Source organism: Kitasatospora cheerisanensis KCTC 2395 (assembly GCF_000696185.1).
GTDB classification, from domain to species: domain Bacteria; phylum Actinomycetota; class Actinomycetes; order Streptomycetales; family Streptomycetaceae; genus Kitasatospora; species Kitasatospora cheerisanensis.
The window spans coordinates 7,508,741-7,533,001 of the sequence record NZ_KK853997.1 but is presented as its reverse complement, the minus strand read 5'-3'; the positions used below and the strand labels follow the sequence as shown (position 1 = coordinate 7,533,001).

Sequence of the window (24,261 nt, the reverse complement as noted above, 5' to 3'; positions counted from 1 at the left end):
CGGCCAGTCTGTCGGCGGTGCGTGCACGGCCGACGGGCAGGTGGTGCAAGGTGACCCCCGGGGTGACTGAGGTGAGCCAAACCTTACAGGCGGCTTGACTAATTTAGGTAAGCCTCACCAGACTTTAATCTTGTGCTCAGAACCGAACCGCCGGTGGCCACGGCCCCGGCACCTCGACGTCCGGCAGTCCGGCGGCCTCTGCTGCTGGCTGTCGGCCTCGGCGTGCTGGTGCTCTGCGCCGCGCTCAGCCTCGCCCTCGGATCGCGATCGATCCCGCTCTCCACGGTGATTGACGCCCTGTCCGGAACGGTCCGGGGCGGCGACGCCGACGTGGTGGTGGGCCTGCGCGTGCCGCGGACCGTCATCGGGCTGACCGTCGGCGCCGCCCTCGGCGTGGCCGGCGCGGTCGCCCAGGGCGTGACCCGCAACCCGCTGGCCTCGCCGACCACGCTCGGCGTCAACGCGGGGGCGAGCTTCGCGGTCGTCACCGCGATCTTCGCGCTGGGCCTGTCCCGGCCGCTGGAGTTCGTCTGGTTCGCGGTCGCCGGCGCCGCGGGCGCCGCGCTGCTCGCGTACGGCATGGCCCGCCGCTCGGGCGACCTCGACCCGGTGCGCCTCGCCCTGGGCGGCACGGTGCTGTCCGCGGTCCTGGCCTCCTGGACCTCGGCGCTGATGCTGATGAACCGTCGGACGCTGGACGAGGCCCGGTTCTGGCTGGCGGGTTCGATCAGCGGCCGCAGCCTGGACGCGCTGTACCAGGTGCTGCCGCTGATCCTGATCGGCGTCCTGCTCGCGCTGCTGGTCTCCCCCGCGCTCAACGCGCTGGCGCTCGGCGACGAGACCGCGCAGGCGCTGGGCGTGCCGGTGGCCCGGATCCGGGTGGTGGGCGGTCTGGCGGTGGTGCTGCTGGCGGCCGGTTCGGTCGCGGTGGCGGGCCCGGTGGCGTTCGTCGGACTCGCGGCCCCGCACCTGGTGCGCCCGCTGCTGGGCAACGACCACCGCCTGCTGGTGCCGGGCTGCCTGATCGCCGGTCCGGTGCTGCTGCTGACCGCCGACGTGCTGGGCCGGCTGGTCCTGCGGCCGTCCGAGATCGAGGTCGGGATCGTCACCGCGTTCCTCGGCGCCCCGCTGCTCGCGGTGCTGGCCCGGAAGGTGGCCTCCCGATGAACCCGACCACGAAGCGCTCCGCGGGCCCGGCCGCGCAGCCCTCCGCACGCCCGGCCGCGCAGCCCTCCGCAGGCCCGGCCCACGAGCTGACGCCCGATCAGGCCTCGCGCCGGCCGGCGTCCGGCGCGCCGGCCCGGGCCCGCCGCCGGAGCGTGCTGCTGCTCGCCGTCGCCGCCGGGCTGCTGGTGCTGATGACCGGGGTGGCGTTGTCCACCGGCCAGGTGACGATCGCTCCGTCGGACGCGCTGCGCGCGCTGTTCGGCTTCGGCGCGGACGGCGACGTGCTGGTGGTGCGGGAGTTCCGCGCGCCGCGAGTGCTGTCCGCGCTGATCGCGGGCGCCGGTCTGGCGGTGGCGGGTTCGCTGCTCCAGCGGCTGTTCCGCAATCCGCTGGCGTCGCCCGACGTCATCGGGGTGACCGGCGGCGCCTCCTTCGGTGCGGTGCTGCTGCTGGCGACCGGCGCCTCGCAGGCGCTGACCCCGCTGGCGGCGCTCGGCGGCGGCCTGTTGGCGGCGGCGCTGCTCGGCACGTTCGCCTGGCGCGCCCGGATGGCGGTGACCCGGCTGGTGCTGGTGGGCCTGGCCGTGCAGGCGGGCCTGGCGGCGGCGGTCAACCTGATGATCGTCCGGTTCCCGGCGGAGCTGGCCGGTCAGGCGCTGCAGTGGACCACCGGTTCGCTGTACGGGCGGACCTGGCCCGAGGTGTGGGGGGCGGGCGGGGCGATCGCGGTCGCGGTGACGGCGGTGTTCCTGTTGAACCGTCAGGTCGCGGTGCTGGACCTCGGCGACGACTCGGCCGGCGGCCTCGGCCTGGACCCGCACCGGATGCGGCTCGGGCTGCTGCTGCTCGCGGTGGTACTGGCCTCGCTGGCCGCCGCGCTGACCGGGCCGGTCGCGTTCGTGGCGCTGGCCGTGCCGCACCTGGTGCGGCTGCTGGCGGGCCGCCGACCCCGGCGACGCTGGGGCTGACCGCGCTGACCGGCGCGCTGCTGCTGCTCGCCGCCGACCACCTCGTCCTGCACGTGCTGCCGGTGCACGGCCTTCCCGTCGGGGCCGTCACCGCGACGCTCGGCGCCCCCTGGCTACTGGCCCTGATGGTCCGTCAGGGCCGCCTGCCGCAGAGGAGTTCCCGATGACCGCCCCCGCCACCACGACCCCCGCCCCGGCGGCGTCCGGCAGCACCGACCGGCTGGCCGCGCACGGCCTGCACCTGCGCTACGGCGACCGCACCGTGGTCCGGGGCCTGGACCTGGAGCTGCCGGGCGGCGCGGTCACCGCGATCGTCGGCCCGAACGCCTGCGGCAAGTCGACCCTGCTGCGCGGCCTGGTCCGGCTGCTGGACCCGGCGGCCGGCACGGTCACCCTGGACGGCGCCGACATCCACCGGATGCCCGCCCGGGCGCTGGCCCGCCGGATGGGCTTGCTGCCGCAGCAGCCGGTCACCCCGGAGGCGGTCACCGTGGAGGCGCTGGTCCGGCTCGGCCGGTACCCGCACCAGCGGATGCTCACCCCGTGGTCGGCCGCCGACCAGGCCGCCGTCGAGGAGGCGCTGCGCCGCACCGGCACCGACGTGCTCCGCGACCGGCCGGTGGACCGGCTCTCCGGCGGGCAGCGGCAGCGCGCCTGGATCGCGCTGGCGCTGGCCCAGGACACCGACCTGCTGCTGCTCGACGAGCCGACCACCTTCCTGGACCTGCGGCACCAGTTGGACGTCCTCGACCTGGTCACCGACCTGCACCGGGACGCCGGCCGGACGGTGGTGATGGTCCTGCACGACCTCGGCCAGGCCGCCCGGTACGCCGACCACCTGGTGGTGCTCGGCGACGGCGAGCTGGCAGCGGCCGGCCCGCCCGGCGAGGTGCTGACCGCCGAACTGGTCGAGGAGGTCTTCCAGGTGCCCTGCCGGGTGATCCCCGATCCCGAGACCGGCACGCCGCTGGTCGTGCCGCTGGCCCGCCGCTGACCCCGCCCCCGCGCTTCCGGCGGCGCCCGTGCGCCGCCGGCCGATGACCCCTGCCCGAAACCCCTCCCCCGCAAGGACATTGAGATGATCAACCGCAGACTCCCCGCCGCCGTGCTCGCCGCCGTCCTGTCCACCACCCTGCTGGCCGCGTGCGGCAGCGAGGGCTCCTCGGACGCCGGGCCGGCCGCGAGCCGGGCCGCGGGCGACAGTGCCGCGGTGTTCCCGCGCAGCGTCAAGCACGCGATGGGCACCGCCGAGATCAAGGCGCAGCCGAAGAAGGTCGTGGTGCTGGACTCCGGCGAGCTGGACGACGTCACCCTGCTCGGCATCACCCCGGTCGGCGCGGTCGCCCCGCACCTGAAGACCGAGGGCGGCTTCCCCGCGTACCTGAAGGGCAAGGTCGACGGCACCAAGGACGTCGGCCCGATGAACGAGCCGAACCTGGAGCTGATCGCCTCGCTCAAGCCGGACCTGATCCTCACCTCGAAGGTCCGTCACCAGAAGGTGTACGACAAGCTCAACGCGATCGCCCCGACCGTGATGGCCGAGACCACCGGCGAGCCGTGGAAGGCGAACCTGGCGCTGTACGCGCAGGCGCTGGGCAAGGAGGCCGAGGCGAAGAAGGCGCTGGACGACTACCAGGCCCGGGCCGCGAAGCTCGGTGAGGCGGTCAGGGCCAAGTACGACGGCAAGGCGCCGACCGTCTCGGTGGTCCGCTTCGTCGCGGGCCCGACCCGGCTCTACCAGAACGCCTCGTTCAGCGGCGTGGTGCTCAAGGACGTCGGCCTGGCCCGGGCGGTCCCGGCGCCGGACGTCGACAAGGCGATGCTGGACGTCAGCCCCGAGCAGCTCGGCCAGGCCGACGCGGACCTGGTGTTCGTCACCACCTCGGACGACCCGGCCAAGACCAAGCAGGCCGAGGTCCAGCAGACCGCCGTCTGGCAGGGCCTGAACGCGGTGAAGAACAACAAGGTCTTCACCGTGCCGGACGAGACCTGGATGTCCGGCATCGGCGTCCAGGCCGCCGACCGGATGCTCGGCGACATCGCCGGGGCCGCCGGCGTCGACGCGCCCAAGTAGCCCTTTCCTTCCGCCACTCGAATCGGGGACCGATCACCATGCGGCTGTACCTGCTCGCCCTGAACCCCACCGACTCGGTGACCGACGGCTTCCTGCCGGCGGCGGCGAGGCTCGGACTCGACGTCACGGTGCTGACCGACAGCGTCGAGGACCATCGCCGGGCCTACGCGGACCGGGAGTTCGCGGTGGAGCTGGTCGAGTGCGAGGTCCGCGACTTCCGCGCGGTGATCAGCACCGTCTCCCAACTGGCCTCGCCCGACGCGGTGTTCAGCAACAGCGACCACCTGCAGACGCAGACGGCACTGGCCGCCGAGTACTTCGGGCTGCCCGCCAAGGACTGGCGGGCAGCGCTGCGGGCCAAGGACAAGGGCCAGCTGCGCCGGCACCTGGCGCGGACCGGGCTGGACGCCGTCCGCGCCGCCGAGCTGCCGCCGGGCGCCGACCCGGCCGGGCTGGACGTGCCGTTCCCGTGCGTGGTGAAGCCGCGCGAGGGGGTGGCCAGCGAGGACGTCTCGCTGGTCGCCGACGCGGCCGAACTCGCCCGCCGCTGCGCGGAGATCCGCGCCCGGCGGGCCGGGGCGACGCTGGTGGTGGAGGAGTTCCTGGCGGGCGAGCTGCACACCCTGGAGACCCTCGGCGACGGGCACACCCGGCACGTCCTCGGCGGCTTCCGGACCAGGCTCTCGCCGCCGCCGGACTTCATCGAGGAGGTCCTGACCTTCGTCCCGGCCCACCCCGAGGACGTCACCGCCCAGGTGCTGGCGCAGCTCGACGCGCTCGGCGTCGGGCTCGGCGCCTGCCACACCGAGTTCGTCGTCCAGCCGGACGGCCGGGCCCGGATCATCGAGGTCAACTACCGTGCCATCGGCGACCAGTGCGACCTGATGCTGGCGCGGATCCTCGGCATCCCGTTCTTCGAACTGGTACTGCGCGCCCACCTCGGCGAGCGGCTGCCCGCCGACCTGGGGCTGCGCACCGACCGGCGGGCCCGCAACGAGCCGGTGCTCGCCGGGCGGGCCGGCACCCTGGTCGCCGCGCCCGGCCCGTTCGACCGCGAGGCCGACGGCGTCACCCTCTCCTACCGGCCGGTGCGCCGGATCGGCGAGCGCCACGAGCTGTACCGCACCAACCGCGACTACCTGGGCGTGGTCTGGGCGACCGGCCCGAGCCAGCAGCAGGTGGACGCCGCCGTCGCCGGGTTCCTCGCCGCCAACCGCTGGGAGATCACGCCGTGACCGGTGCGGAGCGGCAGTTGACGCTGCGGGTGCTGAGCGCGCTGCTGCGCGAGGACGTGCTGGGCCTGCGCAGCGGTGCCGCGCTGGAGCGGCGGGCGGACGGGCCGTGGCTGCGCAGCGGCCGCTTCGGCCTGCCGGTGGTGGCGGACGGCTTCCAGTGCGCGTACGCGGCCCGGCTGCCGCTGCTGGCGGTGGACGGCGTCGAGCTGACCGGGCTGCCGGACATCCTGGCCCGGCTGGCCGAGGAGGCGGACCCGCCGGACCGGCCGGGGCACCTGGCGTTCGCCGAGGAGTGCCGGCAGACCCTGGCCACCATGGAGTTGCACGAGCGCGTTCGGGACGGGGTGCACGAGCGGCTCGCCGAGACCTACGGCGCGGACCCGGCGCGGTGGTCCGGCCTCGGCCCCTCGCTGGCCTTCGACACCCTCGCCGCCTACCTCGACCACCCGGTGTACCCGACCGCGCGCGGCCGCTCCGGGCTGACGGTCAGTCACTTGACGGCCTATGCGCCGGAGTTCCATCCGTCCTTCGAGCTGCGCTGGCTGGCCGTGCCGCCGGCGAGCTGGACACGCACGGCGCCGGGCCGCTGCCCGACTGGTGGCCGAGCGCCCGCCGGCTCGGCGTGCACGGCGCCTACGCGACCATTCCGGTGCATCCGCTGACGGTCGGTCACCTCCCGGACCTGCCGGGCGCGGTGCTCGCCGAGGAGCCGTACTGGCGGGTGCTGCCCACGCTGTCGATGCGCACCGTCGCGGTGGCCCACGACCCGTCCGTGCACCTGAAACTGCCGCTGGCCACCGCGACCCTGGGGCAGCGCAACCGGCGCACCATCAAGCCGGGCACGCTCACCGACGGGGCCGCCGGGCAGCTCCTGCTCCAGGCCGTCCTGGAGCGCGAACCCCGGCTCGCCGCCCGGATCCTGCACGCCGACGAGCAGTGCCACGCGCAGGCCGCCGGCGAGGAACTGCTCGCCGTCCTGCTGCGCCGCTACCCGGCCGGCCTGGACGAGGCCGTGACGGTGCCGCTGGCCGCGCTGCTGGCGCCCGCGCCGGGCGGCCGGCTGGTGGTCGACCACCTCGCGGACCGCTTCCACGGCGGCTCGGTGCTCGACCTGTACCGCGAGCTGGTGGAACTGCTGCTGGACTGGCAGACCACGCTGTTCGGGTACGGCATCGCGCTGGAGTCGCACCAGCAGAACACCTCGCTGGTGCTGGACACCGTCGAGGGCCGGACCAGGCTGCGGCTGCTCTACAAGGACAACGACGGCCCCCGGATCAACACCGCCCGGCTCGGTGAACTCGCCCCGTACCGGGCGCTGTTCGACGACCGGCGGATCTTCGGCGACCAGGACCGGCCGCTGACCGACCTGTTCACCACCATCACCGGCCATCTCTGCACCGCCGCCCTGGCGTTCGGCCTCGCCGAGCACGGCCGCGCCCCGCTGGAGCGCACCCTCGGCCTGCTGCGCGAAGCACTCACCGAGGCCGTCGACCGGCTCGGCCCGGCCGGCGCCGCGCTGCGCGCCGACCTGCTGGACGCCGAACGGCTGCCGGTCAAGGCGATGGTGACGGCGGGCACCCTGCTGAGCAAGGAACGCTCCGGCGCCGCCGACATCAACAAGCACTACACCGACGGGCCCAACTACCTGCGCCGCGCGGGGACGTCGTGAGCACCGGGGCGCTGGAGCGCGACTCCGCCACCGCCGAGCGGCCCGCCGGCCTCGACCGGCGCCAGGTGCACGCGGTGGCCGCCTGTTACTTCGTCGCCTCGTTCGCGGCGCTCGGCCTGCCGCCGTACCTGACCGGGATCCTGCCCACCCTCGGCGACCGCGAAGGGCGCTGGGCGGGGCTGTTGTACATCGTGCCGACCGTGTTCGGCGCGCTCGGCGCCCCGTTCTGGGGGCGGCTCGCGGACCGCTTCGGCCGCAAGCGGCTGCTGCTGCGCGCCCAACTCGGGCTCACCGTCTCGTTCCTGCTGGCCGGGGCGGCGGACTCGCTGCCCGCGTTCGCCGCCGCGCTGGTGCTGCAGGGCTTCCTCGGCGGGACCTTCGCCGCCACCAACGGCTACCTCGGCGCGGCGCTGCGCGGCTCCGAACTCTCCCGGGCGCTCACCCTGATGCAGGGCAGCGCCCGGGCCTCGCTGGTCGCCGCGCCGATCCTGGTCGGCGCGCTCTCCCCGTGGATCGCGCCGCACCGCCAGTACCTGCTGATGGCGGCGCTGCCGCTGGCCGCCGCCGGGCTGCTCGCCCTGCTGCCGGAACCGCGGCGCCCGGCCGCTGCCCCGGCGGCCGCCGGCGGCGCACAAGCGGCCGCGCCGACAAGGCCGTTGCGGCTGCTGTACCTCTTCGAGTTCGCCTTCGTGTTCGCCACCGTCATCTCCTTCCCCTACCTGATCGCCCTGGTCGAGCAGCGGCTGCCCGGCGTCTCCGGCACCGTCTCCGGCCTGCTGTTCGCCCTGCCGCACCTGGTGTACCTGCTGACCGCCGGACGGGTGCACCGGCACTTCCGGCACCGACCGCGCACCGGCCTGTTCGCCGCCTTCGCCCTGGTCGGCCTCGGCCTGGCCGGACACGGCGCCGCGCACTCCCTGCCGGCCTTCGCCGTCACCCGGACCGTCCTCGGCGCCGGCCTCACGCTCGGCCTGGTCTGCCTGTCGGTGCTCGCCGCGGCCGCGGCCGAAGGCCGGGCGCCCGGGCGGATGTTCGGCACCCTCGAACTGGTCTCCAAGGGCGGCGCGGTCGCCGCCGGAGGCGCCGCCGCCCTGGTCAACGGCGGCTACGGCCCGGCCGCCCCGGTGCTGGCCGGCACCGGGGCGGCCGTGCTCGCCGCCCTCCTCGTCCTCCTGATCCGCTGGAGCCCCCGATGACCACGCAGACCGAACGCCACCCCGCGGCGGCGGCCCGGACGCCCTGCCCACCGCCGACCACGTCGTCTCCCACACCCTGCTCAACTGCCTGCTCCGCGAGGTCTCCGGCCCCGAGCACCAGGCGGCGGTCGCCGACGGCGTCCTGCTGCTGCGCCTGCCGCGCCGCGGCGTCCTGCTCCGGGTCGCGCTGCGCCGCACCTCGCTGCTCGGCGCGCACCGCTTCACCGGCCCGGTCGAGGAGCAGACCCCGGACGGCTGGCGGGAGTCGGGGTGGCGCGAACTCGCCGAGCACGTCCGCGCCGAACTCACCCTGCGCACCGGCGTGGCCAACGACGAGTTCGTCGAGCAGGTCGCCTCCAGCCACCGGGGCGTCGCCGCCGCGCTGGCCGGCCGGCCCGCCGCCGGGGCGGACCGGTACCTGGAGTCCGAGCAGGCCCTGCTCTTCGGCCACCGCTTCCACCCGGCGCCCAAGTCCCGCTCCGCCGCCCGCGGTTCGTGGTCCGACCACGCGCCCGAGGCGCGCGCCGCGTTCCGCCTGCGCCACCTCGCCGTCCGCAGCGCCTACCTCGCCCAGGACGCCGCCGACCCGGCCGCGCTCGCCCGCCTCGACGCGCTGCGCGCCGTCCCGGACGGCTACACCCTGCTGCCCGCGCACCCCTGGCAGTACCAACTGCTGTCCGACCACCCGCTGTTGACCGCCGCGCTGGAACGCGGCGACGTGCTCGACCTGGGCGAGGGCGGCGCCCCGTACGCGGCCACCGCCTCGGTGCGCACCCTGTACGGCGAGGACGCGTTCCTCAAGTTCAGCCTGAACGTGCGGATCACCAACTGCCTGCGCAAGAACGCGGCGTACGAGCTGACCGGCGCGGTCGCCCTCACCCGGCTGCTCGCCGGGCCGCTCGCCGAGCTGGCGGACCGCTTCCCCGACGCCGCGGTGCTGCGGGAGCCCGCGTTCCGCACCCTCGCGCTGCCGGGCCCGGACGGCGCCCCGGACCCGGAGCTGTTCGAGGGCCTCGGGCTGATCGTCCGCGAGGGCCTGGGGCAGGCCGTCCGGCCGGGCCTGACCCCGCTGCTGGCCGCCGCCGTCGCCGACGAGTACCCGACCAGTCCCGCCCAGGTCTCCGCCCTGCTGGCCGGGCGCAACGCCGCCGACGCCCGCGCCTGGTGGGCGGCCTACCTGCGGCTCGTCGTACCGCCGGTGCTCTCCGCGTACTTCGACCACGGCGTGGTGCTGGAACCGCACCTGCAGAACGTGCTGATCTGCGTGGACGCGGACGGCCGGCCCGCGCAGGCGCTGTTCCGCGACCTGGAGGGCACCAAGCTGCTCCCCGAGCACCACGCGACCCGGCTCGCCGCCCTGCCCGCCGAGGTCGCCGGCCCGATCGCCTACGACGCCCGGCGCGGCTGGGACCGGGTCGTCTACTGCCTGCTGGTCAACCACGTCGCCGAACTGCTCGCCGCGCTCGCCGACCGGCATCCCGAACTGGAGGCCGAACTCTGGGCGGAGGTCCGCGCGGTGCTCGGCGAGCACGCCGACCGCCACGGCTGCCCGCCGCGGCTCGCCGCCTGCTGGCCGGGGTTCCGCTGCCCGCCAAGGCCAACCTGCTCACCCGCTGGGCCCGCCGCCCCGACCGCGAGGCCGGCTACCTGCCGATCGCCTCGCCGCTCTCCCTCCCCGCCGGGGCCTGCCCGGCGCTCCCCGCCGCCGCCAAGGAGTACGTGTGACCGTCCGCACCGCCGCCGCCACGCTCACCGGCCTCCCGGCCTACCTGTACGACCTGGCGGCGCTGCGCGCCCACGCCGCCGAGGTCCGCGCCGCCCTCCCCGCCCGGGTCGAGCTCTACTACGCCGCGAAGGCCAACCCGGAGGCGCCGCTGCTGGCCGCGCTGCGCGGCCTGGTCGACGGCTACGAGGTGTCCTCCGGCGGCGAGTTGACGCACGTTCACGCCGCCGTCCCGGACGCGCCGCTGGCGTTCGGCGGCCCCGGCAAGTCGCCCGAGGAGATCGCCGCCGCCCTCCGGCTGCCCGCCGTCCGGCGCTGGCACGTGGAGAGCGAACGCGAACTGCGCGCCCTCGCCGCCGCGGCCGACCGCCCCGTGGACGTCCTGCTGCGCGCCAACCTGCCGGTCGGTGACGGCGCCCTGGACGGCGTCGCGCTGGCGATGGGCGGCCGCCCCACCCCGTTCGGCATGGACCCCGACCGGATCGAGGACTGCCTGGCGCTGCTCGCCTCCCCCGGCTTCGAACGGCTGCGCCTGCGCGGCATCCACGCCCACCTGGCCAGCGGCCTGCCCGCCACCGAACTGCTGCGGCTCGCCGAGCGGATCGTCGGCTGGTCGGCCGGACTCGCCGCCCGGCACGGCTTCCCGCTGCACGAGGTCAACGTCGGCGGCGGCATGGCGGTCGACTACGCGGACCCGGAGGCCCGCTTCGACTGGACCGCGTTCGGCCGGGGCCTCGCCGACCTGCTGGACCGTCACCCCGCCCTCGGGACGCTCCGGATCGAGCCCGGCCGGGCCCTCACCGCGTACTGCGGCTGGTACGCCACCGAGGTGCTGGACGTGAAGCACAGCCACGGCGAGGCCTTCGCCGTGGTCCGCGGCGGCACCCACCACCTGCGCACCCCGGCCACCCGCGGCCACTCCCAGCCGTTCACCGTCCTCCCGGTCGACCACTGGCCGCACCCCTGGCCCCGGCCGACCGCCACCGGCACCCGGATCACCGTCTCCGGCCAGCTCTGCACCCCGAAGGACGTGCTGGCCGCCCGCGCCCCCGTCGCCGAACTCCGGGCCGGCGACCGGCTGCTGTTCGCGATGGCCGGCGCGTACGGGTGGAACATCTCGCACCACGAGTTCCTGATGCACCCCCGTCCGTCCTTCCACTACCTCGACGACGGGGCCTGACCGCCGTTCAGGCCCGCCCGCCCGCCGGGCGGCGCGGGCTGCGGGACGAGCTGCTCGCCCTCGCCGACCGGCTCCTCGAACATGGCGACGTAGCGGTCGAACAGTGCCCGGTCCACCGTCACGGAGTCGGCGCCCTCCTCGCGGTTCCGCGCCTCCAGGCGGCGCTCCAGCGTCGCCCGGTCGGCCTTGAGGTGCACCAACTCCCAGCGGCCGCCGTGCTGTTCGACCAGCTGCTGGTAGTCCTCGCGGGCGGCGCGGCTCCAGCAGCTGTAGTCCACCACCACGTCCCGCCAGGCCCGCAGCAGTTCGACGAGCTCGCGCCGCTGCCGCCCGCGCACCTCCTCCTTGAGCCGGTCGAACTCCTCGGCCGCCAGCACGAGTCCGGCGTCCCGCTGCCCGAGCAGCCGCCAGACCTCCTCGTCGATCGACAGCCGGGCGAAGCCCCGCCGCACCAGCCCCCGCGCATAGGTGGTCTTCCCCGACCCCGGAAGGCCGCACATCAGCACCACGGTGCTCGATCGCCCTGTCACGCCGTCAGGCCAGTGCCCCGGCGGCGCCCGGGCACCGACCGCACCGCAACCGATCGGCCCGGCCACTCGTCCGTGCTCGTGAACGGCAGGTCCGCGAAGCGAACGGGAGGCGGCGCATGCGTCGGATGGTGGCGGCCGGAATCCTGGCGGTCCTGGTGGGAACCGGGGTCGGCCTGTACCCGGACCCGTACGACAACGACGGGCACAGCACCCTCTACTGCGGCTCCGGCTTCGGCGGCCCCGGCTACTCCGCCGAGTTCAACCCCGACTGCCGGGTCAGACGCAACGGACTGCTCCTCGCAGCCTGCCTCCTGATCACCTCCGGCACCGCCGCAGTGGTCGCCGCCCCACTGCGCTCGCTGCTCCGCCGCAGTGGCTCCTCCGACGGCGACGAACCCGTCTAGACTGCCCGTCATGGCATGCCGCATCAGCGAGCTGATCCTGGACTGCGCCGACCCCGAGCTGCTCGCCGCCTTCTGGTGCGAGGTCCTCGGTTACGTCGAGCTGGGCCGCGAACCCGACGGCGGTATCGAGATCGGGCCGCCCGGCGTCGGATTCGGCGGGCCGCTGCCGACGCTGATCCTCAGCCCGACCGCCGACCCGCGCCCGGCGAAGCTTCCGCTGCACCTGGACGTCAGCCCCACCGACCGCGACCAGGACGCCGAACTCGCCCGTCTGCTCGCCCTCGGCGCGAAGCCCGCCGATGTCGGTCAGAGCGGCGAGGAGAGCTGGCACGTCCTCGCCGATCTCGAGGGCAACGTCTTCTGCCTGCTGCGCACCCGCATCCCGGCCGTCTGACCGGGCCGCTCTAACGGCCCGTCAGCACCTGTACCACGTGCGGCCACGCGGCCGCGCCGAGCAGGGCGTCGGCCTCCGGCGTCCCCCCGTAGTCGAACTGCGCGGACTCCGGCGCCGGGCTCTCGCCGGGGAGCCGGATCCGGTGGCCGGCGTCGGGGCGCTCCACCAGCCGCACGCCGAGGCCGGCCGCGCGCCGCCGCGCGGCGAGTTGCTCGGCGAACGGGAGGGCGGGCCACATCGCGTCCGCGCCGCCCGCGATCAGCAGCAGCTCGGCGCGGGTCGCCTCCACCGGGATCTCCGCCGCCGGGACGGCCTCCGCGGAGGTCCGCCGGCTCTGCTCGTACCAGCCGCGGATGGCCACCGGCCGGCCCTCCGGCTCGCCGGGCCGCCAGGTCTCGTCGATCGGCACGAACGGCAGCGGCCGCCCCTGCCAGGTCCAGCTGGAGCGGAGCGGCCGGTCGGCGCCGTCCCGGCCCGGACCGACGTTGCTCCACACCAGCGAGGTGGGCGCCAGCGCCACCACCGCGTCCACCCGCGGGTCGTGAACGGCCGTCAGCATCGCGGCCTCGGCGCCCTTCGACGTCCCGAGCATCCCGATCCGCCGCGCCCCGTTCTCCCGCAGCAGGTCGACCGCCGCGGTGAAGGTCTCCAGCGGCACCTCGCACACCCCCGGCGGCTGCCCCGGCCCGCCGAACCACCGGATCGTCAGCGCCGTCACGCCGGCCCGCCCCAGCAGCCGCGCCCGTTCCCGCTCGACCCGCCCGCTGGATCCGGACAGCACCACCACCGCGGCCCCGCTCCCGCCCGCCGGCCCGACCAGCAGCGCCTCCCACGGCTCCGTCAGCTCCCGTTCGACGACGTCCATCCGAGCCCTCCCACGGCTGATCGGCGGTCGGCGCCGCCGGGACCGCCGGCCCTGCGGCGGGCACCGTTGCGGTACTAGTCTCTCCGGCCGTCGGACTTCCTTCGTGATCGGGGTGTGCCATGGCCGAACTCCTGCTGTCCCGCCGGGATCTGGACTTCCTGCTGTACGACTGGCTGGGGGCGGAGGAGCTGATCGCGCGGGAGCGGTTCGCGGAGCACGACCGGGAGACCTTCGACGCGGTGCTGGATCTCGCCCAGGAGCTCGCCGCACGGCACTTCGCCCCGCACAACCGCCGCAACGACGTCGAGGAGCCGCGCTTCGACGGCGAGCGGGTGGTGCTGCACCCGGAGGTGGGGGCGGCGCTGAAGGTGTTCGTCGACTCGGGGCTGATGGCCGCGGCGATGGACCACGACCTGGGCGGCCAGCAGTTGCCGACGCTGCTGGCGAACGCCTGCACGGCCTGGTTCCAGGCGGCGAACGTCGGCACCGCGGCCTACCCGTTCCTGACCGTCGCCAACGCCAACCTGCTCGCCGTGTACGGCACTTCGGAGCAGCGCGAGCGCCTGGTGCGGCCGCTCGCCGCCGGGCGCTTCTTCGGCACCATGTGCCTGTCCGAGCCGCAGGCCGGCTCCTCGCTGGCGGACGTGCGGACCACGGCCGAGCCCCGGCCGGACGGCGGGTACCGGCTGTTCGGGACGAAGATGTGGATCTCCGGCGGCGACCACGAGTTGAGCGAGAACATCGTCCACCTGGTGCTGGCGCGGACCCCGGGCGCACCGGCCGGGGTGAGGGGCCTGTCGCTGTTCGCGGTGCCCAAGTACCTGGTGGCGGCGGACGGTTCGCTCGGCGAGCGGAACGACGTGGTGCTCGCGGGGCTGAACCACAAGATGGGCTACCGGGGGACGGTCAACACGGTGCTGAACTTCGGCGAGGGGCGGCACCGTCCGGGCGGTGAGCCGGGTGCGGTGGGCGAGTTGGTGGGCGAGCTGCACCAGGGGCTGGCCTGCATGTTCCACATGATGAACGAGGCCCGGACGGGCGTCGGCCTGGGCGCGGCGGCCCTCGGGTACACGGGGTACCTGCACGCGCTGGAGTACGCCCGCTCCCGTCCGCAGGGCCGTCCGCTGACGGGCCGTGACCCGTCCGCGCCGCAGCTGCCGATCGTCGGGCACCCGGACGTCCGGCGGCTGCTGCTGGCCCAGAAGTCGTACGTGGAGGGGGCGTTGGCGCTCGGCCTGTACTGCAGCCGGCTGATCGACGAGCAGCGGACCGCGCCGGATCCGGCCGCGCGGGCGGCGGCGGGGCAGCTGCTGGAGGTGCTGACGCCGGTGGCGAAGAGCTGGCCGTCGCAGTGGTGCCTGGCGGCGAACGACCTGGCGATCCAGGTGCACGGCGGGTACGGCTACACGCGCGACCACCCGGTGGAGCAGTTCTACCGGGACAACCGGCTGAACGCGATCCACGAGGGCACGCACGGGATCCAGGCGCTCGACCTGCTAGGCCGCAAGGTGGTGCGCGGCGGCGGCGCGGGCCTGGCGGTGCTGCTGGACGCGTTCGCGGCGACCGCCGCCCGGGCGGCCCAACTCGGCGGCGAGGCCGGGCAGTTCGCGGCCGCGCTGGAGGCCGCCGCCGGGCGGGTGCGGCACACCACCGGCGTGCTGTGGGCGTCCGGCGACCCGGAGGTGGCGCTGCCGAACGCCTCGGTGTACCTGGAGGCGGTCGGCCACGTGGTGCTGGCCTGGATCTGGCTGGAGCAGTACCTGGCGCTGGGCGGCGCCGACTCCGCGTTCCACCACGGCAAGCGGCAGGCCGCCCGCTGGTTCTTCCGGGTCGAACTCCCCCGTACCGGCCCGCAGTTCGACCTCCTCGACGCGCTGGACCGGACGGCCGCCGACACCCCGTCGGAGTGGTTCTGAACCGTCCCCCACCGTTCCGACCGGAATTTCCGCCCTCGGCATTCCCGCCGCTCCCAGGTCAATGGGCCTTTCGCGGGCGCATTCCATGATCCGCCCGGCTAAGCGGAAGCAGGGACTCTGGACAGCCCGCACCGGCCCGATTACAGTCGGTGCGGGGCCTGCGACAGCAGGAAAGACAAGCGGGGGCGGCACATTCATCGTCGGCGGCGGAAATGCCGCCCTGTCCGGCGATTCACCATGCTTTCCGGTTCGGCGTCGACAGGTCTGCCGATTCCGGAATTCAGCGCGCGAAAGTGGCGGTTCCGCACGGCTCGACGCACCCTCGAAGGCCCTTGTCCGCAACTCGTCCGCAAACTCGCCCGGATCAAGGAGACACCCTCATGCCTCTGTCAGCGGCCGACCTCGCGAAGCTCGGCGACGCCCCGGTCACGATCCAGTCGGACCACTACCCGAACATCTACCTGCGCATGGACGGCACCGGCGTGACCGAGTTCGCCGGCGGCGGCGCCGGAAAGGTCAACTGCCAGTTCGGCACCGGCCCCTGGACGGCATTCCGGGTCCGGCCGCAGAGTGACGGTTCGTTCGCATTCGAGTCGGTGGCTTTCCCCGGCGTTTTCCTCCGCATGGACGGCGCCGGAGTTCCGGACACCATGGCCGGCGGAGGAGCGGTCAACTGTCAGTTCGGCGCCATGGCGTACGAGATGTACACCCTCCGCCCGCAGGCGAACGGCTCGTTCTCGTTCGAATCGGCGACGGCTTTTCCCAACCATTTCCTGCGTTTGGTGGTCGGCAGCGGCGTGACCGCCGCGACCGGCCCCGGCGGCACGGTGAACTGCCAGATCAACGCCAACGGCGGCGGTGACGAGAAGTTCTACCTCGACCTCGCCTGAGCGACTCCGCGGGCCGCACCTGCCGTTCGGCGGGTGCGGCCCGCGCCCGTGCCCGCGGACGCCCCTCTACGCTGGTGCGGTTCGCAGGTTCGGGGAGGGCGGGAGCGGCGTGGAGCGGTCGCGGCTGGTGGGGTCCGTGGCCCGGGCGGTCCGGGTTCGGGGTACGCGGTCGGCGGGCGGCTGGTGCTGACCTCCGCTCATGTGGTGGGCGCCGGGCGGGCGGAGGCGTCGAGGTGTTCCGGCCCGCGGGCGCGGGCCCGGTCGGCGCCGAGGTGCTGTGGTGCGGCACCCCGGGCGGCCGGGACGACGCCGCGCTGCTGCTGGTCGACGCGTCGCTGTGGCCGGAGCCGCCCGGACCGGTGCGCTGGGGGCGGCTGGTGACGGACCGTCCGGGCACGGTCTGCGAGACCTGGGGCCTGCCGGAGCTCGCCCAGCGTCCCGGCCGGCCCGCGGAGGCGGTGCAGCTGCTCGGGGAGTTGAACCCGGGCACCGGCTTCGCCGACAACCGGCACGTGATGGACCTGCGCCAGCACCCGCCGCAGTGGTCCGACGGGTCCGCCTGGGGCGGCCTGTCGGGGGCCGCGGTGCACTGCGAGGAGCTGCTGACCGGCGTGGTCGCCTCGGAGCGGGCGCACTCGGGCGGGGCGCAGCTGAACCTGGTGCCCGCCTACGTGCTGCTCCACGACCCGGCGTTCCGGGCCGTGCTGGCGGCGCACGGGGTGCCGGCCGCGCTGGAGCCGGTCGAGCTGCGGCACCTGGCGGATCCGGCGCTCGCCCCGGACCGGGCGGCGGGCCGGTCCGCTCCCCCGCGGCGCTGCTGCGGGCGGCCCGGCAGGCGGTGCCGTTCCACGGGCGGGACGCGCTGCTGGACGAGTTGACGGACTGGTGCGGGCGCGGCGGCTTCGGTGCCTGGCTGCTGCACGGGCCCGGCGGGCAGGGCAAGACCCGGCTGGCGCACGAGCTGGCGGCCCGGCTGTCGGGGCGGCAGTGGGCGGTGCTGTGGCCGCGCCCGGACGCCGGGGCGCAGGAGTTGACGGAGTGTCGGTGGGCGGCGCGTCCGCTGCTGGTCGTCCTCGACTACGCGGAGCACCGCACCGGGCAGTTGGCCGCGCTGGTCGCGGCGGCGGCCGCGCACCGCGGTCCGTCCGCGTTCAAGCTCCTGCTGCTGGCCCGTACCGACGGCGACTGGTGGCAGCAGGCCGTCACCGCCGACGACCTGGCCCAGGACCTCCTGGAGCACGCCCCGACCCGGCGGCTCGACCCGCTCCAGGACGACCCGGCGGGCCGCCCGGCCGCGTACCGGGCCGCGCTGGAGGCGCTGGCCGCCGCACTGCCCCTGGTCGACGGCCAGTCGGGGCCGGACTGGGCGGGCGTGGCCGCCGCGATGCCGATGGCGTCCGGGCTGGACCAGCCCGGGTACGGCAACGCGCTGACCCTGCAGATGGCGGCGCTGGCCGACCTGCTCGACACCACCGGCGGCGCGGAGTCCCCGGCCGGGCACGGCGCGGCCGCGGTGGAGGACCGGCTGCTGGGCCACGAGCGCCGCTACTGGCAGCGCACCGCGAGCGCGCTCGGTCTCGCGCCCGCGCTGTCGGCGCGGGCGCTGGACGCGGTCGTCGCGGCGGCGAACCTGGCCGGGGCGGCCGACCGCGAGCAGGCCGACCTGCTGTGGCGCCGGCTCCCGGCGCTGGCCGACCGGTCCCGCGACCGCCGGGACACCGTGACGGCCTGGCTCGGCGCGCTCTACCCCGCGCCCGCGCCCCAGCCGTTCGCCCCGCTGCCGCCCGACCGCCTCGCCGAACGCCACATCGCCCGCGTCCTCGACACCGACCCGGCCCTCCCCGAGCAGCTCCTCCCCGCGCTCGGCCCCGACCGCACCGCCCACCTCCTCACCGTCTACACCCGCGCCGCCGCCCACCCCGCCCTCGCCGGCCGCCTCGACCCCCACCTGACCTCCCTGTGCGTCCGTCACCGCACCACGCTGGCCCCGCACTTCGTCCGCCTGGCCACCCGCAGCCCCCGTCCGGGCCCGCTGCTGGCCGCCCTGCGGGCGATCGTCCAGGACCCGGGGGCACCGCTGCGGGAGCTGATGGACCTCAGCGACCTGCTCCCGAACGCCAGCCAGGCCCTGGTGCACGAGGCCGCCTTCCTCGCGCGGGTTCTGACGGGACGTCTGCGAGAGCCGGCCGCCACCGACCCCGACCGGTACGGGCTGCACCTGGCGACGGCGCTCAACGAGCTCTCCGTGCGGACGAGGCAGCTCGGCCGCACGGAGGAGAGCCTGACGGCCGTCGAGGAGGCGGTCGCGTTGTACCGTGCCTTCCACGCCGTCGATCCGGAACGCCACGCCGAGGCTCTGGCCTCCGCGCTCGGCAGTCTCGCTTCACGGCTCGCCAGGGCCCACCGGCCGGACGACGGGCTGACCGCGGCGGTGGAGGCCGTGGCACTGCACCGGGGGCGCGGCGAAGCGGGTCTCCCGGGACTGGCCGGCGCGTTGCTCACCCAGTCCAACGTCCTCGGAACGCTCGGTCGGCACGAGGACGGTCTGGCCGCCGTCCAGGAAGCGGTCGCCCTCTACCAGAAGCTCGCCGGAAGCCACGTCCGGCAACGGGCGGCCGCGCTGGCCACGCTGACGGTTCGACTGGGTGAGCTCGGCCGCCTTCCCGAGGCCGTCACTGCCGCCGGCCGTACGGTGGCCGCCTACCGGGTGCTCGCGGAGGGGGATCCGGACGCTTACCTGCCCGCCCTGGCCGGCGCGCTGACGAACGAATCCCAGGCCTGCCACCTGCTCGGTCGGCCGGAACAGGGGCTGGCGTCCGCCGAGGAGGCGACCGCCCTGCTCCGCCGGCTCGCGGCCGGGAATCCGGACGCCCGCCTGCCCGAGCTGATCGTCGTCCTGACCGCCCTCGCCGACCACCTCGACGCGCTCGGCCGGAGCACCGAAGCACTGGCCCGGGCCCGGGAGTCCGTGGCCGTCGCCCGTACCCTGCGCACGACACCGCAGGACGCGCACGCGGGCCACCTCGCCGCAGCGCTGATCTGCCTCTCCCGCCATCTGGGTCACCAGGGCCGGGCCGAGGAGGGCATGACGGCCGCTCAGGAGGCGGTGGCGCTCTACCGCTTGCTGGCCGAGCGCTCCCGCACCGTCCACGCGCCCAAACTCGCCAGCGCTCTCGGCCACTTGGCCAATCACCTCCTCATGCTCGACCGCCCGGAGGAGGCGCTGCCGGCCGGCCGGGAAGCGGTGGACCTGCTCCGCGGGCTCGACCGGCCGGCCGATCTCCTCCAGCTGGCCGACTCCTTGGAGCGCCTCGCCGACACGCTCGGCCACCTGGGCCGGCACCTCGACGCGGTGCCCCTGGGTGCGGAGGCCGTCGAGGTCTGCACCGCCCTGGCCACCGCGGATCCGGGCACCCACCTGCCCCGGCTGGTCCTCGCACTGCTCCGGCTCTCCGAGGAGCTCCGCCTCGCCGGGACCGCCGGCCCTGCGGCCGCCTGTGGCCGCGACGCCCTCGACCTGTGCCGCAGCCTTGACGAAGCCGTGCCGGGGCGTCATCTCGCCCTGCTCGCCGCTGCGTTGACCAACCTCGCCGACTGTCTGGACGAACCCGACCAGTGGGCGGAGGGCCTGGCCCTGGCCGAGGAGGCGGCGGTCCTCCGGCGGGCCCTCGCGGAGGCCGACCCCGGCACTCATCTCCCGCTGCTGGCCCATGCGCTGATCGTCCTGGCCACCCAGTCCGGCATGGCCGGTCGCGTACCGGAAGCCCTCGCGCCCGCGCTCGAAGCCGTCCGTATCTGCCGGGCCGATCCCGGTCTCCGCAGGTCGCCGCTGGCCGCCGCCCTGCGCGTGCTCGCCGTGGTCCAGCTCAACCTCGGCCGCCGCGGCGAGGCCCGGGCCACCGCGCGGGAGGCGCTCGACCTCGTTCGGGCGCTGGCCGCCGAGCGGCCCGCCGAATTCGACGGCGTGGTGGCGCAGTTGACCGGCATCCTGGCCGCGATCGACGAACTCCCGGCGGGCGCGATCCCGGACAGCTAGTATCCCGAATATGCGGACGAGCGAAGGCGTCGAGTGGGGGCTGCACTGCTGCCTCACCCTGGTGTGGCTGGACGAACCCGGCCCGGTGCCCTCGGCTCGGCTCGCGGCGATGTTCGAGCTGTCGCCGACGTACCTCAACAAGGTGCTGCAACGGCTCACCCGGGCGGGCCTGTTGACGTCGGTCTCGGGCCGCGCGGCGGCGTCCGGCTGGCCCGCGACCCCGGGCGGATCACCATGATGGACGTGGTGACGGCCGTCGAGGGGGCCGATCCGCTGTTCGCGTGCGCCGAGATCCGGCAGCGCGGCGTCTCCGCGGAGGGCGCGGCCGACCGCGAGTTCGCCCGCCCGTGCGGGATCGCGGCGGCGATGCGCCGCGCGGAACTCGCCTGGCGCCGCGAGCTCGCCGCCCGCACCGTCGCCGAGCTGGCCCGGGAGGCCCCGGCGGCGTCCGTCGCCCGGGTCCGCCGCAACTACGCCCGCCTCGCCTCGGCCGCCTGATCCGCCCCGCCGCACCCCCGGCGCACCCGACTGCGCCGATTCCGGATACCAGTTGTCCCGAATAGTAGCCCTGGAGAGCCATGACCAGCACCGTCAACGCCACTCCCCCACCCACGACTTCACCGCCGCAGGACACCCTCCGCCCCGCCGCCGTCCTCGCCTCGGCACCTTCGCCGTCGGCACCGACGCGTTCGTCACCGCCGGCTTCCTGCCCGCGATGGCGGGGGCGCTGCACGTGTCGACGGCCACCGCCGGTCAGTCCGTCAGCCTGTTCGCCGGCGTGTACGCGCTCGCCTCGCCGCTGCTGGCCGTCGCCACCGCCCGACTGCCGCGCCGCACCCTGCTGGTGGCGGCGCTGGTGCTGCTCACCGCCGCGAACGCGCTGTCCGCGCTGGCCCCGACGTACGCCGTGCTGCTGGTCGGGCGGGTGCTCGCGGCGCTCGGGGCGGCGGCGTTCACCCCCACCGCGGGGCGACGGCCGCGGCGCTGGTGCGGGCCGAGTCGCGCGGCCGGGCGCTCGCGGTGGTGATCGGCGGGCTGACGGTCGCCACCGCGCTCGGGGTGCCGCTCGGCCGGGTGGCCGCCGCCGGCCTCGGGTGGCGGACGGCGCTGGGCGCGGTCGCCGCGCTGTCCGCGCTGGGAGCCCTCGGCGTGCGCCTGACGCTGCCTCAACTCCCGGGCGCGGCACCGGTTCCGCTCCGCACCCGGCTGGCCGCCCTGCGCCGCCCGGGGGTGCTCCGGGTGCTGCCGCTGACGGTGCTCGGGATGGCGGCCTGCTACGTGCCGTACTCGTACAGCGTGCCGGTGCTGGCGGCGGTCGGCGTCTCGGGCCGGGTCGCGGTGCCGGTCGCGCTGGTGCTGTACGGGGCGGGTGCGGTGGCGGGCAACCTGCTGTCGGGGCGGTGGACCGACCGGGTGGGCCCGGTGCGGGTGCTGACGGCGGGTTACGCGGCGATGGCGGTGGCGTTCGCGGTGCTGGCCGCGCTCGCGGCGGGCCGGTGGGCGGCCGTCCCGGCCGTGGGGGTGCTGGTGTTCCTGTGGGGGGCGAGCAGTTGGTGCCAGACCCCGGCGCAGCAGCACCGGCTGCTGGCGGCGGCGGCCGAACAGGCCCCGCTGGTGGTGTCGTTGAACGCCTCGGCGATCTACCTGGGGATCGGCGCGGGCACCGTCCTGGGCGGGCTGGCGCTGCCCGCGGGCGCGGCGGCGGTGTTCGCGCTGGCGGCGCTGCTGGCCGGCGGCGCGGCGGTGCTGCTGCGGGGGACGGCCGGGGCGGGGCCTACATCCACATGAACGGCTGGCCGGCCACGGCGGCGGCGGACCTGGTGCTGGCGCTCAGCGTCTCGTCCGGCCTGTCGCCGGCGCGCTGGTCGGCGTAGCGGGAGACGGTGAGGGTGAGGTAGTGGCCGACCAGGTCGACCCGGACGGCGGCCATCGGCTTCACGCCCGCCGCGGGGGCGACCAGCCCGTCGGGGAAGGTGAATTCGAAGTCGGCGGCGTGCTCGCGGACGGCCTGCACGGCGCGGGCGGCGGCGGCCGGGTCGGTGAACCGCAGCACGGTGATGCTGGTGATCACGGGCTGGTCGTTGCGGGTGAGCGCGATGCCGAGCCAGCCCTGGCAGTCGAGCTTCTCCAGCACGTTGCGGGTCTTGTCGTTCTGGACGGCCTTGCAGTCGGCGCCGTCGCGGGCGGCCGTGCGGCGGGCCTTGTACAGGTCGGACTCGTAGGCGCGCTGGCCGGGGAAGTACCGCTCCGCGTTGAAGGACTGAGCCTCCGTCAGCGGCTGGGCGGCCTGCCCGGCGGGCGCGGCGGCGGCTGCCGGCTGGGTGCTGGTGGGGCCGAGCCCGGGCAGGACGTCGCCCGGGTGGGGGGTGGAGACCACCCACACGCCACCGGCGGCGAGCACCCCGACGACGCTCCACAGGAAGGCCAGGCGCCGCCGCTCACCGACGGCCCGATGCCTGGCCACCGGCAGGTCCGCGTCGGCGCCCACGGGCGCATCCCCCTGGATGGTCATGGCGCAGATTCTAAGCAGCTCATCCCACAATCCCACCCTCGGGTCGGACGCACCGGAAGCATCCCCGCACGGCCTGCGCACGACGGCCATTCGGCTTGTCAGCAGATGGCACGGTATGTCCAACTTCCAGGCGGCAGCGCACCGCCGGCAGCCCTCGCACCGCCAGCAGCCCTCGCACGGCCGGCAGCCGCCGCACCGGCCGCCCGCTCAGTCGCCGAGGCCCGGGATCCACACCAGGCGCAGGACGTCGATGGTCCGCTCGTCCGGGTTGACGAACAGTTCGGCCGTGACGGAGGGGGCGAGCACCGCGCTGCGCAGTTCGCCCCACTCGTCGACGGCGGAGCCGGCCCGGTCGTCGAGCGTCACCAGCACCGCCGTGACGAGCGCGAAGAGCAGGTCGTCCGCCTTGGAGATTTCGACCATCGTCTGGGCGGGCTGCTCCTGCAACCAGACCCGCCAGCCCTTCACGCGACCGCCCCGGCCTGCGGCCCCCGGCCCGTGGCGAGCACCTGCCCGACGGCCGCCCGGTACCCGGACCGGTCGCTGCCGTACGCGGCGGACATCGCCCGCAGCCACCAGGAGGTGATCACCGCCTCCCGGTCCAACGGGTCCTCCAGCGGCCCGAGTTCGGCGTAGAAGCGGGCGCGCTCGTCGTAAGTGAGCGCATGCTCGATGCCGTTGATGCTCCGCGGCACCCGCAGGGTGCCGGACTCCGCCATGGCGGTCATGTGCTGCCCTCCCGTCCCGATGTCTCCGACCGTACCCGCGACCGCGCGATCCGTCTGCCACCTTTCGCCACGGAATTCGCCCGGGACCGGCTTTCCGGGCCCGCGAATAACCGCTGGACCCACCGGCGGGGACGCGTCGTAGGGTGCCCGGAGGAACGGCCGGCGAACGGGAACGGTGAATGACGGAACTCCACGAGATCTGGCAGCGCGCGGAGGTGTCCCAGCGGCTCGACGTGCTGGCGGGCTTCGTCGCCGTGTGCGTGGCGGGGGACGAGGACGCGCGGCGCCGGCTCGCCCTGCTGACCGCCGAGGCCGAAGCCGCGCTCGCGGCCTCGCCCCCGGAACTCGACGTCGCCGCGCAGTGCCTGGACGAGCTCGTCCACTGGGCCGAGGAGGACTGGGCCGACCACCCGTACCGCCCCGCCGAGGCCCGGCCCGACGAGGCCGACCGGCAGACCCGCGACTACGCCAAGGACCTGCGGCGGGCCGTGCTCCCCGTGGTCCTCCACGACGAACTGGCGTGCGTCGAACTCAGCCTGGAGGTGCGGTTCCTGGCGCTGTGCCGCCGGCGGCACCTGGACCCGCGGGTCCGCGAGGACGTCTTCTACGTCGCCGGGCGGGCCGCGATGGCCCTGGACCTCGGCCACCTGGAGGCGGCACGGAGGGAGGTCCGGCGGATGGAACGGGTGGGCTCGGTCGAATCCGGCCCGTGCGACTGCGGTTGACCGAAGGAATCGGTCGCGCACGGCGATTCACCTTCTCCGCCGGCCGGTT

Annotated in this window: 18 protein-coding genes and 5 pseudogenes; 18 read left to right on the top strand and 5 right to left on the bottom strand. The window is 75.4% G+C overall.

From position 1 onward, the window contains the following. The first annotated feature begins 153 nt into the window (after positions 1 to 153). The 9 genes and pseudogenes from KCH_RS33885 to KCH_RS33845 all read left to right on the top strand — a co-directional run bounded on the left by KCH_RS33885 (position 154) and on the right by KCH_RS33845 (position 11,212). Entirely contained in the window at positions 154 to 1,167 is a 1,014-nt protein-coding gene (locus KCH_RS33885) for a FecCD family ABC transporter permease (RefSeq protein ID WP_035869624.1), read from the top strand. Continuing rightward, positions 1,164 to 2,302 (top strand): annotated as a pseudogene (locus tag KCH_RS33880) (iron chelate uptake ABC transporter family permease subunit). The gene KCH_RS33885 and the pseudogene KCH_RS33880 overlap by 4 nt, the downstream one beginning before the upstream one ends. Further along, a complete protein-coding gene (locus KCH_RS33875) occupies positions 2,299 to 3,129 on the top strand; it encodes an ABC transporter ATP-binding protein (protein WP_051653743.1) in 831 nt (276 codons plus the stop codon). Before KCH_RS33880 ends, KCH_RS33875 begins: the two are co-directional and overlap by 4 nt. Positions 3,130 to 3,213: 84 nt before the next feature. Further along, positions 3,214 to 4,209 carry an ABC transporter substrate-binding protein gene (locus KCH_RS33870; protein WP_035869621.1) on the top strand — a complete coding sequence of 332 codons (996 nt, stop codon included), beginning with the start codon at positions 3,214 to 3,216 and terminating at the stop codon, positions 4,207 to 4,209. 38 nt (positions 4,210 to 4,247) lie between these two features. Further along, positions 4,248 to 5,444, top strand: coding sequence for an ATP-grasp domain-containing protein (locus KCH_RS33865; protein ID WP_035869619.1), 1,197 nt, complete (start codon positions 4,248 to 4,250; stop codon positions 5,442 to 5,444). Then, positions 5,426 to 7,113: pseudogene (locus KCH_RS33860) on the top strand (IucA/IucC family protein). The gene KCH_RS33865 and the pseudogene KCH_RS33860 overlap by 19 nt, the downstream one beginning before the upstream one ends. Further along, the gene (locus tag KCH_RS33855) at positions 7,110 to 8,309 is read left to right on the top strand and encodes an MFS transporter (RefSeq protein WP_051653742.1); all 1,200 of its coding nucleotides are present in this window, start codon (positions 7,110 to 7,112) and stop codon (positions 8,307 to 8,309) included. Before KCH_RS33860 ends, KCH_RS33855 begins: the two are co-directional and overlap by 4 nt. A 43-nt stretch (positions 8,310 to 8,352) precedes the next feature. Next, a pseudogene (locus tag KCH_RS40480) lies at positions 8,353 to 10,034 on the top strand (IucA/IucC family protein). Then, entirely contained in the window at positions 10,031 to 11,212 is a 1,182-nt protein-coding gene (locus tag KCH_RS33845) for a type III PLP-dependent enzyme (RefSeq protein WP_035869613.1), read from the top strand. Before KCH_RS40480 ends, KCH_RS33845 begins: the two are co-directional and overlap by 4 nt. On the opposite strand, the gene KCH_RS33840 is transcribed toward KCH_RS33845, so the two are convergent. After that, positions 11,191 to 11,742, bottom strand: coding sequence for a P-loop nucleotide/nucleoside kinase family protein (locus tag KCH_RS33840; RefSeq protein ID WP_208866018.1), 552 nt, complete (start codon positions 11,740 to 11,742; stop codon positions 11,191 to 11,193). The genes KCH_RS33845 and KCH_RS33840 overlap by 22 nt on opposite strands. Positions 11,743 to 11,858: 116 nt before the next feature. Between KCH_RS33840 and KCH_RS33835 the strand changes: the two genes are divergently transcribed. Both KCH_RS33835 and KCH_RS33830 read left to right on the top strand, forming a co-directional pair. Continuing rightward, positions 11,859 to 12,146 carry a hypothetical protein gene (locus tag KCH_RS33835; RefSeq protein WP_157032308.1) on the top strand — a complete coding sequence of 96 codons (288 nt, stop codon included), beginning with the start codon at positions 11,859 to 11,861 and terminating at the stop codon, positions 12,144 to 12,146. 10 nt (positions 12,147 to 12,156) lie between these two features. After that, positions 12,157 to 12,540, top strand: a complete 384-nt coding sequence (locus KCH_RS33830) for a VOC family protein (protein ID WP_035869609.1) — start codon at positions 12,157 to 12,159, stop codon at positions 12,538 to 12,540. 10 nt (positions 12,541 to 12,550) lie between these two features. Here the strand turns inward: KCH_RS33830 and KCH_RS33825 are convergent, their stop codons facing one another. After that, complete coding sequence (locus KCH_RS33825; protein ID WP_035869607.1) at positions 12,551 to 13,405, bottom strand: acyl-CoA thioester hydrolase/BAAT C-terminal domain-containing protein; 855 nt, start codon at positions 13,403 to 13,405, stop codon at positions 12,551 to 12,553. Between the two features lie 119 nt (positions 13,406 to 13,524). Between KCH_RS33825 and KCH_RS33820 the strand changes: the two genes are divergently transcribed. From KCH_RS33820 to KCH_RS33795, 6 genes and pseudogenes are all read left to right on the top strand, one after another. Next, the gene (locus KCH_RS33820; RefSeq protein ID WP_035869603.1) at positions 13,525 to 15,321 is read left to right on the top strand and encodes an acyl-CoA dehydrogenase; all 1,797 of its coding nucleotides are present in this window, start codon (positions 13,525 to 13,527) and stop codon (positions 15,319 to 15,321) included. 332 nt (positions 15,322 to 15,653) lie between these two features. Then, positions 15,654 to 16,211, top strand: coding sequence for a fibroblast growth factor (locus KCH_RS33815; RefSeq protein ID WP_244305548.1), 558 nt, complete (start codon positions 15,654 to 15,656; stop codon positions 16,209 to 16,211). 233 nt (positions 16,212 to 16,444) lie between these two features. After that, complete coding sequence (locus KCH_RS33810; protein WP_035869600.1) at positions 16,445 to 17,089, top strand: hypothetical protein; 645 nt, start codon at positions 16,445 to 16,447, stop codon at positions 17,087 to 17,089. After that, on the top strand, positions 17,050 to 20,247 hold the full coding sequence (locus KCH_RS33805) for a tetratricopeptide repeat protein (RefSeq protein WP_035869598.1): 3,198 nt from the start codon (positions 17,050 to 17,052) through the stop codon (positions 20,245 to 20,247). Before KCH_RS33810 ends, KCH_RS33805 begins: the two co-directional genes overlap by 40 nt. Positions 20,248 to 20,257: 10 nt before the next feature. Next, positions 20,258 to 20,745 (top strand): annotated as a pseudogene (locus KCH_RS47535) (RrF2 family transcriptional regulator). 217 nt (positions 20,746 to 20,962) lie between these two features. Further along, positions 20,963 to 22,035 (top strand): annotated as a pseudogene (locus KCH_RS33795) (MFS transporter). Here KCH_RS33795 and KCH_RS33790 read toward each other — a convergent pair. From KCH_RS33790 to KCH_RS33780, 3 genes are all read right to left on the bottom strand, one after another. Further along, complete coding sequence (locus tag KCH_RS33790) at positions 22,022 to 22,759, bottom strand: hypothetical protein (RefSeq protein WP_157032307.1); 738 nt, start codon at positions 22,757 to 22,759, stop codon at positions 22,022 to 22,024. The pseudogene KCH_RS33795 and the gene KCH_RS33790 sit on opposite strands and share 14 nt — an antisense overlap. A gap of 207 nt (positions 22,760 to 22,966) precedes the next feature. Next, positions 22,967 to 23,227 (bottom strand): hypothetical protein, encoded by a 261-nt coding sequence (locus tag KCH_RS33785; protein ID WP_035869592.1) that lies wholly within the window; start codon positions 23,225 to 23,227, stop codon positions 22,967 to 22,969. After that, positions 23,224 to 23,487 (bottom strand): hypothetical protein, encoded by a 264-nt coding sequence (locus tag KCH_RS33780; RefSeq protein ID WP_035869589.1) that lies wholly within the window; start codon positions 23,485 to 23,487, stop codon positions 23,224 to 23,226. The genes KCH_RS33785 and KCH_RS33780 overlap by 4 nt, the downstream gene beginning before the upstream one ends. Before the next feature lie 179 nt (positions 23,488 to 23,666). On the opposite strand from KCH_RS33780, the gene KCH_RS33775 reads away from it, so the two are divergent. Continuing rightward, complete coding sequence (locus KCH_RS33775; protein WP_051653740.1) at positions 23,667 to 24,212, top strand: hypothetical protein; 546 nt, start codon at positions 23,667 to 23,669, stop codon at positions 24,210 to 24,212. Positions 24,213 to 24,261: the final 49 nt, after the last annotated feature.

Coding starts and splice junctions, on each gene's coding strand:
- KCH_RS33820 (WP_035869603.1), top strand. CDS start 13,525: ATGGCCGAACTCCTGCTGTCCCGCCGGGATCTGGACTTCCTGCTGTAC.
- KCH_RS33780 (WP_035869589.1), bottom strand. CDS start 23,487: ATGACCGCCATGGCGGAGTCCGGCACCCTGCGGGTGCCGCGGAGCATC.
- KCH_RS33835 (WP_157032308.1), top strand. CDS start 11,859: ATGCGTCGGATGGTGGCGGCCGGAATCCTGGCGGTCCTGGTGGGAACC.
- KCH_RS33865 (WP_035869619.1), top strand. CDS start 4,248: ATGCGGCTGTACCTGCTCGCCCTGAACCCCACCGACTCGGTGACCGAC.
- KCH_RS33870 (WP_035869621.1), top strand. CDS start 3,214: ATGATCAACCGCAGACTCCCCGCCGCCGTGCTCGCCGCCGTCCTGTCC.
- KCH_RS33790 (WP_157032307.1), bottom strand. CDS start 22,759: ATGACCATCCAGGGGGATGCGCCCGTGGGCGCCGACGCGGACCTGCCG.
- KCH_RS33825 (WP_035869607.1), bottom strand. CDS start 13,405: ATGGACGTCGTCGAACGGGAGCTGACGGAGCCGTGGGAGGCGCTGCTG.
- KCH_RS33830 (WP_035869609.1), top strand. CDS start 12,157: ATGGCATGCCGCATCAGCGAGCTGATCCTGGACTGCGCCGACCCCGAG.
- KCH_RS33775 (WP_051653740.1), top strand. CDS start 23,667: ATGACGGAACTCCACGAGATCTGGCAGCGCGCGGAGGTGTCCCAGCGG.
- KCH_RS33875 (WP_051653743.1), top strand. CDS start 2,299: ATGACCGCCCCCGCCACCACGACCCCCGCCCCGGCGGCGTCCGGCAGC.